Below are 12,515 nucleotides of genomic sequence, written 5' to 3'. Positions count from 1 at the left end.
GCGCACAACTCCCCGCAGAAAGCCCAATTCTTTCCGATAAGGCGTCAATTGCGACGGGGTGAGCGATCACCCTTTCGTGTGCTTTTCACCAAAGACCTCAAGGGAGTTGGAGACAGCGCCGACAAAGGATCCGTGAGTACCCTTGCGCACACCATGATGACCGCCGCCCGCTCCGCAGACTCCGGTCTCGCCGGCCCGGGCGAACTCGACCGCTACCCCTATGCCGAGGCGCCCGTCACCGAGCGCCTCGGAGCCCCCTCCTGGGACGGTTCCGACCCCGAGCTGGGCCGCGTGGGCCGACGTGCCGCGGGCAGCCGCGGACGCGGGTTGCACGGCCAACTCGTCCAGCAGCTCGGTCAGATGATCGTCTCCGGGGACCTGGGCGCCGACCGCCCGCTGGTGCCCGAGGAGATCGGCCAGCGTTTCGAGGTCTCCCGCACCGTCGTCCGCGAGTCGCTCCGCGTCCTGGAGGCCAAGGGCCTGGTCAGTGCCCGCCCGAACGTCGGCACGCGCGTGCGTCCCGTCAGCGACTGGAACCTCCTCGATCCGGACATCATCGAATGGCGCGCCTTCGGCCCGCAGCGCGACAATCAGCGCCGCGAGCTGAGCGAGCTGCGCTGGACGATCGAGCCCCTCGCCGCGCGCCTCGCCGCCGGGCACGGGCGCGAGGATGTCCAGCAGCGCCTCTGCGACATGGTCGAGATCATGAGCCACGCCATGGGGCAGGGTGACGCGCTGACGTTCTCCCGCGCGGACGCCGAGTTCCACTCGCTGCTCATCCAGGTCGCGGGCAACCGCATGCTGGAGCACCTTTCCGGGATCGTGTCGTCGGCCCTCCAGGTCTCCGGCGGCCCGGTCACGGGCTGTGACCGCCCGAACGACGCGTCCCTGGGGCACCACGCCCGGATCGTCGACGCCCTGGCGGCCGGGGACGGTGCGGCGGCCGAGGCGGCCATGCGGCAGCTCCTCATCGTGCACCCCGAGGTGGAGCGCGTGGTGCCCGCCCCGCGCGAACACTGACGCCCGTTTCCCGCCGGACCCCGCAGGATCCTTCACGGAATCCGGCGGGGTCCCGGCGGTCCGACGGGGTGCCGGATCTCCCTGAGAGGTGCCCGTCACGGCAGTGGGTGACCTCCTCTGCCCGTGTCTGACCGTTTTTGAACGCTTACGGGGTGTGACTCGGGCCACGCAGATTGGGCGTAACGCTCGCGGGAACTGCGCGATGACCTAAGAGGTGACAGCCGCGGAAGGGAATACGGACGCCGTTCAAGGCGCTGTGTTTCTTCCCGGCCCCAACCCGCGCCGTCGGCCCATCCCCAAGTCGGCGGTCGTCGGTTCCTGTCCGTACCGGACGGGGCCGGAAGCCGTTTTCCATCGTTCCGAGAGGTTGTTCGTGTCGGCCAGCACATCCCGTACGCTCCCGCCGGAGATCGCCGAGTCCGTCTCTGTCATGGCGCTCATCGAGCGGGGAAAGGCTGAGGGGCAGATCGCCGGCGATGACGTGCGTCGGGCCTTCGAAGCTGACCAGATTCCGGCCACTCAGTGGAAGAACGTACTGCGCAGCCTCAACCAGATCCTCGAGGAAGAGGGTGTGACGCTGATGGTCAGTGCCGCGGAGCCAAAGCGCACCCGAAAGAGCGTCGCAGCGAAGAGTCCGGCCAAGCGCACCGCCACCAAGACGGTCGCCGCGAAGACGGTGACCGCCAAGAAGGCCACCGCCACCGCCACTCCGGCCGCGCCCGTCGTCGACGCTCCCGCCGAGGACGACGCCCAGAAGGCCGCTGCCAAGAAGACGACGGCGCCCGCCAAGAAGACGGTCGCCAAGAAGGCCGCCGCCAAGAAGACGACACCGGCGGCCAAGAAGACCAGCGCCAAGAAGGACGACGCCGAGCTCGTCGACGAAGAGGCGACCGAGGAGACCCCCGCCAAGACCGGGGACGAGCCCGAGGGTGCCGAGAGCGCCGGCTTCGTACTCTCCGACGAGGACGAGGACGACGCGCCGGCCCAGCAGGTCGCCGCCGCCGGTGCCACCGCCGACCCGGTCAAGGACTACCTCAAGCAGATCGGCAAGGTCCCCCTCCTCAACGCCGAGCAGGAGGTCGAGCTCGCCAAGCGCATCGAGGCCGGTCTGTTCGCCGAGGACAAGCTGGCCAACGCCGACAAGCTCGCCCCCAAGCTCAAGCGTGAGCTGGAGATCATCGCCGAGGACGGCCGCCGCGCCAAGAACCACCTCCTGGAGGCCAACCTCCGTCTGGTGGTCTCTCTGGCCAAGCGCTACACCGGCCGCGGCATGCTCTTCCTGGACCTCATCCAGGAGGGCAACCTCGGTCTGATCCGCGCGGTCGAGAAGTTCGACTACACCAAGGGCTACAAGTTCTCCACGTACGCCACCTGGTGGATCCGTCAGGCGATCACCCGCGCGATGGCCGACCAGGCCCGCACCATCCGTATCCCGGTGCACATGGTCGAGGTCATCAACAAGCTCGCGCGCGTGCAGCGCCAGATGCTCCAGGACCTGGGCCGCGAGCCCACCCCGGAGGAGTTGGCCAAGGAACTCGACATGACCCCGGAGAAGGTCATCGAGGTCCAGAAGTACGGCCGCGAGCCCATCTCCCTGCACACCCCCCTGGGTGAGGACGGCGACAGCGAGTTCGGTGACCTCATCGAGGACTCCGAGGCCGTCGTCCCGGCCGACGCGGTCAGCTTCACGCTCCTCCAGGAGCAGTTGCACTCCGTCCTGGACACCCTGTCCGAGCGCGAGGCCGGTGTGGTCTCGATGCGCTTCGGTCTCACCGACGGTCAGCCGAAGACCCTCGACGAGATCGGCAAGGTGTACGGGGTCACCCGTGAGCGCATCCGCCAGATCGAGTCCAAGACCATGTCGAAGCTGCGCCACCCGTCGCGTTCGCAGGTGCTGCGCGACTACCTCGACTAGGTCGTAGTCGTACGACACGGAAGGCCCGGTTTCCCCCTCGGGGGCCGGGCCTTCGTGCTGACTTGCGGGTGCGGGGCGTGGTGCGCTGGATCACTCTGGGTCTCTCATCACCATCCCAGAGTGAGGAACGTGCATGCGTCGTCCCCTTGCCCGGGCGCTGACCCGGCCGCTGGTCCTGGCGGCTGCCGCGTCCGCCATACCGCTGGTCTCCGCGTCCCCCGCGGCCGCCGACAGCGTCGTCGTCGGCGGATTCCCGGTCGATGTCTCCCAGAGTCCATGGACGGTGGCGCTGTCCAGCCGTGACCGGTTCGGAGGTACCCGGGCCGGACAGTTCTGCGGCGGGGCGGCCGTGAGTCGGACCACCGTGCTCACCGCGGCCCACTGCATGGGCGACGACGTCCTGGGGGCACCACCGCACCGGGCGGCAGATCTCAGGGCCGTCACGGGCCGCACGGACCTGCTCTCGGGCCGGGGCAAGGAGGTCGCCGTTCGCGAGGTGTGGGTGAATCCGGAGTACGACCCCGTCAGCAACGCCGGGGACTTCGCCGTGCTCACCCTCGCCGATCCGCTGCCACAGGCCTCGGTCATCAGAATGGCGGCCGCGGGCGACGCGGCCTACGAACCGGGCACGGCCGCCACGGTCTACGGCTGGGGCGACCTCAGCGGCAGCGGTGACTACGCGGGCTCTCTGCACGCGGCACGCGTGCACGTGCTGCCCGACGCGCGCTGCGAGGAGGCGTATCCGGCCGGTGGCGACGGCACCTACCTCCCCGGGGCCATGCTGTGCGCCGGAGAGGCCGAGGGGGGCCCTGACGCCTGTCAGGGGGACAGCGGGGGACCGCTGGTCGCCCAAGGACGGCTGATCGGGCTCGTGTCGTGGGGCAGTGGGTGCGGGCGGGCCGGGAGTCCCGGCGTCTACACCAGGGTGTCCGACGTCATGCGGACACTGAGCCGCCATCGCGGATCGCCGGGGCCGCACAGGGGCGCCTGACGGAGTCCGGGAGGCATCGGCGGGTACGAGGACGGGCGGCCCCGCTCCTGTGGTTCAGGAGCGGGGCCGCCCGTCGCCGGCCTGTGCCGGTGCTGGCTCGTCGTGGACGCGAAGTGTCAGCGCTCTTCTTCAGGAGTGCTCGCAGCGGGAGCGGAGGTCAGCCGCTCCGACTCGTCCTGTATCTCAGCGGCGATCTTCTTGAGTTCCGGCTCGAACTTGCGGCCGTGGTGGGCGCAGAAGAGCAGTTCTCCGCCGCTGAGCAGGACGACGCGCAGGTATGCCTGGGCGCCGCAGCGGTCGCAGCGATCGGCGGCCGTCAGCGGGCTCGCGGGGGTCAGAACAGTAGTCACGTCGCCTCTTCTCTAGCTCGACGAGCTGTCGTACCAGGGTCAACATCCAACCAGCCCGAAAACGTTCCCGCTCGGGGCTTTTCCTCGAAAAATTCTTCCGGGGCGGCTGTCTGCTGCCGGTTGGCGGCGAATGTGCCGTATTGCGTGTCTATGTGTCTGTACGGGTTCGCGCTGTCTGTCGGGGGGTCGGTCCTCCCGGCTGGCTTGCCGGTTGTTGTTGAGGACGTGCCCGGAGCCTAAATGGTTCATGCCCCGAAGGGAACGTGATATGTACTTCACTCCATCGAGGGATCGAACAGGTATACGACCCTGGACTAGTGTGAGGAGGAGACGAGGGTGGCGTTACAACGGCTCTACCAGGCCTCGGTACCCTCTGAGCGGCAACCGAAGCCGGGCCCTTACCCAAAAGGGCCTCATCTGAAATTCAGCGAGGAGCGAACCGCGTGACCGCCGAAACGTCCGTGCCGTCGACAGCGCTGCTGGCAGGAGCAGACCGGGACGGTTCCAACTACACCGCGCGGCACCTGCTCGTCCTTGAGGGGCTAGAGGCCGTACGCAAGCGCCCGGGTATGTACATCGGGTCGACCGACAGCCGTGGCCTGATGCACTGTCTGTGGGAGATCATCGACAACTCCGTGGACGAGGCCCTCGGGGGCTACTGCGACCACATCGAGGTGATCCTGCACGACGACGCCTCGGTGGAGGTCCGGGACAACGGCCGGGGCATCCCGGTCGACGTCGAGCCCAAGACCGGCCTCTCCGGTGTCGAGGTCGTCATGACCAAGCTGCACGCCGGCGGCAAGTTCGGCGGTGGCTCCTACGCCGCCTCCGGTGGCCTGCACGGCGTGGGCGCCTCCGTGGTGAACGCCCTGTCCGCGCGGCTGGACGTCGAGGTGGACCGCAGCGGCAACACCCATGCCATCAGCTTCCGGCGCGGTGTACCGGGCTCCTTCGGCGCCGCGGGTCCGGACGCCTCGTTCGAGCCCGGTGGCCTGCGCAAGGCCAAGCGGATTCCCAAGACCCGCACCGGCACGCGCGTGCGGTACTGGGCCGACCGCCAGATCTTCCTCAAGGACGCCAAGCTCTCCCTGGAGAACCTGCACCAGCGGGCCCGCCAGACCGCGTTCCTGGTGCCCGGGCTGACCATCGTCGTCCGCGACGAGTACGGCCTCGGCGAGGGCGGCAGCAAGGGTGAGGAGTCCTTCCGCTTCGACGGCGGCATCAGTGAGTTCTGCGAGTACCTGGCGAGCGACAAGCCGGTCTGCGACGTACTCCGCCTCTCCGGGCAGGGCACCTTCAAGGAGACGGTCCCGGTCCTGGACGACCACGGCCAGATGACCCCCACCGAGGTCACCCGCGAACTCGGTGTCGACGTCGCCATGCGGTGGGGGACGGGTTACGACACGACCCTCAGGTCGTTCGTCAACATCATCGCCACGCCCAAGGGCGGCACCCATGTGACCGGCTTCGAGCAGGCGGTCACCCAGACGCTGAACGAGGTGCTGCGCGCCAAGAAGATGCTGCGTGTCGCCGAGGACAACATCGTCAAGGACGACGCGCTGGAGGGGCTCACCGCGGTCGTCACGGTCCGCCTCGCCGAGCCCCAGTTCGAGGGCCAGACCAAGGAGGTCCTCGGTACGTCGGCGGCCCGAAGGATCGTGAACACCGTGATCGCCAGGGAGCTCAAGGCGTTCCTGACCTCCACGAAGCGCGATGCCGCGGCACAGGCCCGCGTGGTCATGGAGAAGGCGGTCTCCGCCGCCCGCACGCGTATCGCGGCCCGGCAGCACAAGGACGCGCAGCGCCGCAAGACGGCCCTGGAGTCCTCCTCGCTGCCCGCCAAGCTCGCCGACTGCCGCAGCGACGACGTGGAGCGCAGCGAGCTGTTCATCGTCGAGGGAGACTCCGCGCTCGGCACCGCCAAGCTCGCCCGGAACTCCGAGTTCCAGGCGCTGCTGCCGATTCGCGGCAAGATCCTCAACGTCCAGAAGTCGTCCGTCACCGACATGCTGAAGAACGTCGAGTGCGGGGCGATCATCCAGGTCATAGGAGCGGGGTCGGGGCGCACCTTCGACATCGACGCGGCCCGCTACGGCAAGATCATCATGATGACCGACGCCGACGTGGACGGATCCCACATCCGCTGTCTGCTCCTGACCCTGTTCCAGCGCTACATGCGGCCCATGGTCGAGGCCGGCCGGGTGTTCGCCGCGGTACCGCCGCTGCACCGCGTCGAGCTGGTCCAGCCCAAGAAGGGCCAGGACAAGTACGTCTACACGTACTCGGACCGTGAACTGCGCGAGAAGCTCCTGGAGTTCCAGAGCAAGGGCGTCCGGTACAAGGACTCCATCCAGCGCTACAAGGGTCTCGGCGAGATGGACGCCGACCAGTTGGCCGAGACGACGATGGACCCCCGCCACCGCACCCTGCGCCGGATCAACCTCTCCGACCTGGACGCGGCCGAGCAGGTCTTCGATCTGCTGATGGGCAACGACGTGGCACCGCGCAAGGAGTTCATCTCCAGCTCGGCCGCCACGCTGGACCGGTCGCGGATCGACGCCTGACCCTCGGGGCGCCCCAACCGTCGCGCGGGCCTCGGCCCGGACCCGTCCTGGGCCCGGACCGAGGCCCGCGCCGTCGGTCGGCTCCACCCGCGGGTGGAGACCGGGGCGGTGTGGGGATCCACCCACGATCCACCCTGGCGCCGATCTGCCGGCCGGCGGATCTCCGTAGTTTCGAAGACGTCGGCAGCGCTCGCCGCCGGCATCCTCTTCCGCTCACGGAGGCTCTGATGTCCGGGCTCGTCAACACGCTGGTGATCGTGGCGGTCGTCGCGGTGGTGATCGTGCGGCAGTTCGGTGCGCGCCGGATCGGCACCGACCGGCGCTGGTGGCTCCTCCCCGTGATCCTCGCGGTCGTCGCGCTGCGCGAGCCCGGCATACTCGACGCCCACCACCGCACCGCGTCGGCCCTCCTGCTCGGCGTCGAGGTGGTCATCGGGCTCGCCACCGGAGCCGGCTGGGCCTGGACCACGCGCCTGTGGACCGAGGCGGACGGTTCCGTGTGGAGCAAGAGCACCAAGGCGAGTGCGGGAGTCTGGATCGTCGGCATAGCCCTGCGCGCCGGCCTCTTCGCCCTCGGAGCGGCCGTGGGTGTGCACCAGGACAGCTCGGCCCTGATGCTCGGTCTCGCGGCCACGCTGCTGGTCCGCTCCGGCGTCCTGGTCTGGCGGGCCCAGTCGCACAGCGGAGTGGCCGTACCGGCTCCGGCGTACGGTTTCGGCATGGCGAGGCCCGCCCGGAAGGAGCGCGTGTGACCGAGAACGCCTGGACGCGCTGGCCCTCGCGGGAGGCGCTGGGCCGGGAGGGAATCTCCCGGCCGCGGCGGCTGCTCGCCTGGGCCGTCCGGCTGCTGGTGCTGGGCATGCTGCTGTGGGGCGCCTTCACCGGTGACCACGTCCGCGGCTGGGCCCTGGCCGGGGGCGTGGCGGGCGTCCTCGTGACCGCGGCCCTCGCCTGGGCGTTCTGGCGCACGACACTTGCCCACAGGCTCTGGCCGTCGGTGGCGCTCATCGCCGCGCTCCTCGGGATGGCGATCGCGGGACAGGCCGTCGGCTTCACGGTCCCGGCCCTGGTCGTCTGGTGCGGCTGCGCGGTCAGTTCGCTGGAGCGGCTTCCCATCGCGGTCGCTCTGCCCGTGACATCGGTGTCCCTCGCGACGTTCGCCGCGGTCAACAACGACGTATGGCTGACCACCGCGGTCACGACAGCGGGGCTGGCCCTCGCCGGATACACGCTCCGCCTCGACTCCGAGGCCAGGGGCAACGCCCAGCGGCTGCTCACCCAGGAGCGCATGGCGCGCGCGGCCGAGGCCGAGTCCGCCGCACTCGCGGAGCGATCCCGGATCGCCCGGGAGATCCACGACGTGCTGGCCCACAGCCTCTCGGCCCAGCTTGTGCACCTGGAGGCGGCCCGGCTGCTGATCGAGCGGGGCGCCGACCGGGAGACGATTCTCGAACGGGTCGTGGCGGCACGGGGGATGGCCCGCGACGGCCTCGCCGAGACCCGGCAGGCGCTGTCCGCGCTGCGGGGCGAGATGACCCCGCTGGAGGACTTCCTGACCGAGATCGTCGCCACGACCGGTGGTGCCCGGGTCACCGTTACGGGTGATCGGAAGCAGCTCTCGGCAGAGGCGTCGCAGGCCGTCCGCAGGGTCGCCCAGGAGGCCCTGACGAACGTCCGCAAGCACGCCCCGGGCGCCAAAGTGCTCCTTCAGTTGGACTACGGCGAGCACGAAGTGACCCTGGACGTAAGGGACTCGGGCGGCTCGCCCGGCGAACTGACCGGGTCAGGAGGTGGGTACGGTCTGCTGGGCATGCGGGAACGCGCCGAGTTGCTGGGCGGTTCGCTGCGTGCCGAGCCGGACGAGGAGGGGTTCGTGGTGACGCTGAAGGTGCCCGCATGACGGAGGAGGCCGTGAAGAGGCCCGCGCGGGTCGTGGTCGCGGACGACCAGACCGTCGTACGGGAAGGCATCGTGATGCTGCTCGGGCTGCTGCCCGGGATCGAGGTCGTCGGCGCCGCGGGTGACGGGGACGAGGCGGTGCGGCTCGTCGCCGAACTCGCCCCGGACGTGGTCCTGATGGACCTGCGCATGCCGCGCTGCGACGGTGTCGAGGCGACCCGGCGGATCCGTGCGGAGCATCCCGGCACGCAGGTCGTGGTGCTGACGACGTTCGCGGACGACGCCTCGCTGTTCCCGGCGTTGAGCGCGGGCGCACGCGGCTATCTCACCAAGGACGCGGGCGGCGACGAGATCGTCCGGGCCGTGCAGAGCGTGCTGTCGGGGGACGCGGGGCTGTCGCCGAGCATCCAACGGCGGCTGCTGGAGCGCCTGTCGGAGCCTGAACTGCCGTCGCAGCCGGGGCCCGCCGAGCCGCCGGACGGGCTCACCTCCCGGGAGACCGAGGTGCTGCTGCTGATCGCCGAGGGTCTGAGCAACCAGGAGATCGCCCGCAAGCTGCATGTCTCCACTGCGACGGTGAAGACCCACATCAACAACCTGTTCGCCAAGACTGGGCTCAAGGACCGTGCGCAGGCGGTGCGTTACGCCTATGGCAAGGGCCTGGTGCGGCCACCAGCGGGTTGAGTCACCTGATGGGGTGAAGACAGAGGAGAAGAAGAGTCGGGGATCTTCCCGTTCTGTCCATCCTTGGGCATGCAGTCAAGCAACGGTCGTCCCCGCGGTGGCGGGAGTGGTCACGAGAGCCCGGCCGAGAACCACGAAGGTCATGGTCCGACCCCCGCCGAGGCATCCGGAAAGGTGAGGTACCACGATCCGTGGTACGACGCACTCGCCTCCGGCTGGGGCGAGTTGGACGGCACGGGCGTGCCCGCCGCCGAGGTGCCGTCCGCCCGCAGGGAGGACGGGGGAGGGGCGCTGCGCGCCGCGGACGTGTATCTGGAGGTGCAGCGCAGCGCCGCCTTTCAGGAGGTACGCAGCCGCTATCTGAGGTTCGTGGTGCCGGCGGTGGCCGTGTTCTTCACCTGGTACGTGGCCTACGTCGTCGCCGCGACGACCGCGCCCGGGCTGATGGCCAGGCCCGTGGCGGGTGCCGTGAACGTGGCGATGCTCGCGGGGCTCGGGCAGTTCCTCACCACCTTCCTGTTCACCTGGGCCTACGCCCGGCACGCGCGGCTGCGCCGGGACCGGGCCGCGCTCGAACTGCGGTGGGACACCCAGGAACTGACGCGTGGCGTCCGAGGCGGTGTTTCGTGACCGGCAATCATCAGACGCTGGCGTTGCTGCTGTTCAGCGGGTTCGTCGCCGTCACCCTGGGGATCACGACCTGGGTGAGTCGCAACCGGCACGGTTCGGCGGAGGAGTTCTATGCGGGCGGGCGGCTCTTCTCCCCGATGGAGAATGGTTTTGCCATCTCGGGCGACTACATGTCGGCCGCCTCCTTCCTCGGCGTCACCGGGCTCATCGCGCTGTACGGCTACGACGGCATGCTGTATGTGGTCGGCTTCTTCGTCGCCTGGTTGGTGGTGCTCTTCCTGGTCGCCGAACTGGTGCGCAACTGCGGGCGGTTCACGCTCGCCGACGTGATCGCCGCGCGGATGAGCGAGCGGCCGGTGCGGATCGCGGCGGGAACTTCCTCGGTCACCGTGTCCGTTCTGTATCTGGTGGCACAGATGGTGGGCGCGGGCAGTCTGGTGTCGCTGCTGCTGGGCGGGACGAGCCCGGCCGCGCGGGCGTGGACCGTCATCGGCGTCGGCGCGCTCATGGTGATCTATGTGTCGTTGGGAGGGATGCGGGCCACCACCTGGATCCAGATCGTCAAGGCGGTCCTGCTGCTCAGCACCACCGTCGCGCTGACGGTGCTGGTCCTGCTGCGCTTCCATGGGAACGTCGACCGGTTGCTGCTCACCGCCGCCGACCGCAGTGGTCATGGCCTGGCGTTTCTGGCGCCGGGGCTCAAGTACGGCGGGGACTGGACCGCACGGTTCGACTTCATGAGCCTGGGCCTGGCCCTCGTCTTGGGGACGGCCGGGCTGCCGCACATCCTGTCCCGCTTCTACACCGTGCCGACCGCGCGGGCCGCGCGCCGTTCGGTGATCTGGTCGATCGGGCTCGTCGGCGGCTTCTATCTGATGACGATCGTGCTCGGCTTCGCCGCGGCCGCGATCGTCGGACCGCAAGCAGTACAGAAGTCGAACGCGGCGGGGAACACAGCGGTCCCGCTGCTGGCGCTCGACCTGGGCGGCGCCGACTCCACAGGAGGAACGGTCCTGTTCGCGATCGTCGCCGCCGTGGCCTTCGCCACGATCCTTGCGGTGGTCGCCGGCATCACACTGGCCTCCTCGGCGTCCGTGGCCCATGACCTGTACGCGTCGCTGCGCCGCCGGCGTGCCAAGCCGTACAGCGAGGTCGCGGTGGCGCGGACGGCCGCTGTCGGGATCGGCGTGGTCGCGATCGCGCTGGGCCTGCTCGCCAGGGACCTCAACGTCGCCTTCCTGGTGGGCCTCGCCTTCGCCGTCGCCGCCTCCGCGAACCTCCCGGTGCTGCTCTACTCGCTGTTCTGGCGCGGCTTCACCACCCGCGGCGCCGTCTGGGCCGTATACGGCGGACTGATCCCCGCGCTGGCGCTCGTGGTGTTGTCGCCGGTCGTGTCGGGCAGTCCGGATTCGCTGTTCCCGGGCGTCGACTTCCAGTTCTTCCCGCTCCAGAACCCCGGCCTCGTCTCGATCCCGCTGGGCTTCCTGGCCGGCTGGCTCGGCACGGTCACCTCGCCGGAGGTCCCGGACGAGGCCAAGCACGCGGAGACCGAGGTACGGGCGCTGACGGGGGCGGGGGCCGTGTAGCGGGGGCGCCCGCCGTCCTCGTAGGAGCGCGGTCCGGTCGTCGTACGGCTCCGGCGAGCGTCCGGCTACGGCGCCACCCAGGCGTAGCGGTGTTCCGGGCGGCCCGTGTCGCCGTACTTGAGGGAGAGGCGGAGGCGGCCGGCCTGTTCCAGGTGGCGGAGGTAGCGCTGGGCCGTGGAGCGGCTCAGGCCGGTCTCGGCGGCGACCTCGTGGGCCGAGAGCGGGTGTCCGGCGCTGTGGAGGACGCCGCAGATCAGATCGGTGGTCGGTTCCGAGTGACCGCTGGGCAGACCGGGGGAGGCCGGCACGGGTGTCGTACGCAGGGCGCCGAAGATGCGGTCGACCTGCTCCTGGCCGGCGACGCCACGGCCGCCTACGCGGTCGACCGTGCGGCGCAGGGCGGCGTACGAGTCCAGGCGGGTGCGCAGCGCGGCGAAGGTGAACGGCTTGACCAGGTAGTGCAGGGCGCCCAGGCGCATCGCCCGCTGCACGGTCGTCACATCGCTGGCCGCCGTGATCATGATGACGTCGGTCGTGTGGCCCTGTTCCCGCATGCGGTGGACGAGTTCGAGACCCGTCTGGTCGGGCAGATAGTGGTCGAGCAGCACCAGGTCGATGGCTCCGCGTTCCACGGTGGCCAGCGCCTGGGCAGCGCTGTGCGCGCGGGCGGTGACCCGGAATCCGGGAACCTTTCCCACGTACTTGGCGTTGATCTCGGCGACGCGGAAATCGTCGTCCACGACCATGACGTCAATCATTGGGCCTCTTTCCTCAAGGCCAAGTGAGCGTTAAGCCCATGTTTCGGCTCCGCAGTTGTAGCGCGAGCAAAACGAGCACAACAGGCTCTTGCGAGCAAAAGAATGGCTTGCGCCCAGA

At 69.6% G+C, this 12,515-nt stretch carries 11 protein-coding genes; 9 read left to right on the top strand and 2 right to left on the bottom strand.

What is annotated here, in order from left to right:
* Nucleotides 1-132: 132 nt before the first annotated feature.
* From AB0M63_RS09390 to AB0M63_RS09380, 3 genes are all read left to right on the top strand, one after another.
* Nucleotides 133-1,020 (top strand): FCD domain-containing protein, encoded by an 888-nt coding sequence (locus AB0M63_RS09390; protein WP_355902237.1) that lies wholly within the window; start codon nucleotides 133-135, stop codon nucleotides 1,018-1,020.
* 373 nt (nucleotides 1,021-1,393) lie between these two features.
* On the top strand, nucleotides 1,394-2,935 hold the full coding sequence (locus tag AB0M63_RS09385) for an RNA polymerase sigma factor (protein ID WP_355902235.1): 1,542 nt from the start codon (nucleotides 1,394-1,396) through the stop codon (nucleotides 2,933-2,935).
* A gap of 133 nt (nucleotides 2,936-3,068) precedes the next feature.
* Nucleotides 3,069-3,926, top strand: coding sequence for a serine protease (locus tag AB0M63_RS09380; RefSeq protein ID WP_355902233.1), 858 nt, complete (start codon nucleotides 3,069-3,071; stop codon nucleotides 3,924-3,926).
* A 116-nt stretch (nucleotides 3,927-4,042) separates the two neighbouring features.
* Here the strand turns inward: AB0M63_RS09380 and AB0M63_RS09375 are convergent, their stop codons facing one another.
* Entirely contained in the window at nucleotides 4,043-4,276 is a 234-nt protein-coding gene (locus AB0M63_RS09375; RefSeq protein WP_355902231.1) for a hypothetical protein, read from the bottom strand.
* A 443-nt stretch (nucleotides 4,277-4,719) separates the two neighbouring features.
* Between AB0M63_RS09375 and AB0M63_RS09370 the strand changes: the two genes are divergently transcribed.
* The 6 genes from AB0M63_RS09370 (at nucleotide 4,720) to AB0M63_RS09345 (ending at nucleotide 11,639) form a co-directional block, all read left to right on the top strand.
* Nucleotides 4,720-6,840 carry a DNA topoisomerase IV subunit B gene (locus AB0M63_RS09370; protein WP_355902229.1) on the top strand — a complete coding sequence of 707 codons (2,121 nt, stop codon included), beginning with the start codon at nucleotides 4,720-4,722 and terminating at the stop codon, nucleotides 6,838-6,840.
* A 227-nt stretch (nucleotides 6,841-7,067) separates the two neighbouring features.
* On the top strand, nucleotides 7,068-7,592 hold the full coding sequence (locus AB0M63_RS09365; protein WP_366018949.1) for a DUF1453 domain-containing protein: 525 nt from the start codon (nucleotides 7,068-7,070) through the stop codon (nucleotides 7,590-7,592).
* On the top strand, nucleotides 7,589-8,740 hold the full coding sequence (locus AB0M63_RS09360; protein ID WP_366018948.1) for a histidine kinase: 1,152 nt from the start codon (nucleotides 7,589-7,591) through the stop codon (nucleotides 8,738-8,740). Before AB0M63_RS09365 ends, AB0M63_RS09360 begins: the two co-directional genes overlap by 4 nt.
* Entirely contained in the window at nucleotides 8,737-9,423 is a 687-nt protein-coding gene (locus AB0M63_RS09355; protein ID WP_355902223.1) for a response regulator transcription factor, read from the top strand. The genes AB0M63_RS09360 and AB0M63_RS09355 overlap by 4 nt, the downstream gene beginning before the upstream one ends.
* Nucleotides 9,424-9,492: 69 nt before the next feature.
* Nucleotides 9,493-10,053, top strand: coding sequence for a DUF485 domain-containing protein (locus AB0M63_RS09350; RefSeq protein WP_366018947.1), 561 nt, complete (start codon nucleotides 9,493-9,495; stop codon nucleotides 10,051-10,053).
* Nucleotides 10,050-11,639 (top strand): cation acetate symporter, encoded by a 1,590-nt coding sequence (locus tag AB0M63_RS09345; protein ID WP_355902219.1) that lies wholly within the window; start codon nucleotides 10,050-10,052, stop codon nucleotides 11,637-11,639. The genes AB0M63_RS09350 and AB0M63_RS09345 overlap by 4 nt, the downstream gene beginning before the upstream one ends.
* Before the next feature lie 65 nt (nucleotides 11,640-11,704).
* Here the strand turns inward: AB0M63_RS09345 and AB0M63_RS09340 are convergent, their stop codons facing one another.
* Nucleotides 11,705-12,397, bottom strand: coding sequence for a response regulator (locus AB0M63_RS09340; protein WP_355902217.1), 693 nt, complete (start codon nucleotides 12,395-12,397; stop codon nucleotides 11,705-11,707).
* Nucleotides 12,398-12,515 lie beyond the last annotated feature (118 nt).

Origin of the sequence: Streptomyces sp. NPDC051576 (genome assembly GCF_040681835.1) — a bacterium.
In the GTDB taxonomy this organism is placed as follows: Bacteria; Actinomycetota; Actinomycetes; order Streptomycetales; family Streptomycetaceae; genus Streptomyces.
This window is presented reverse-complemented; position numbering and strand designations above follow the sequence as displayed.

Excerpts from the sequence above, each read along its gene's own strand:
- AB0M63_RS09380 (WP_355902233.1), top strand. The coding sequence starts at position 3,069 with ATGCGTCGTCCCCTTGCCCGGGCGCTGACCCGGCCGCTGGTCCTGGCG.
- AB0M63_RS09365 (WP_366018949.1), top strand. The coding sequence starts at position 7,068 with ATGTCCGGGCTCGTCAACACGCTGGTGATCGTGGCGGTCGTCGCGGTG.
- AB0M63_RS09355 (WP_355902223.1), top strand. The coding sequence starts at position 8,737 with ATGACGGAGGAGGCCGTGAAGAGGCCCGCGCGGGTCGTGGTCGCGGAC.
- AB0M63_RS09350 (WP_366018947.1), top strand. The coding sequence starts at position 9,493 with ATGCAGTCAAGCAACGGTCGTCCCCGCGGTGGCGGGAGTGGTCACGAG.
- AB0M63_RS09340 (WP_355902217.1), bottom strand. The coding sequence starts at position 12,397 with ATGATTGACGTCATGGTCGTGGACGACGATTTCCGCGTCGCCGAGATC.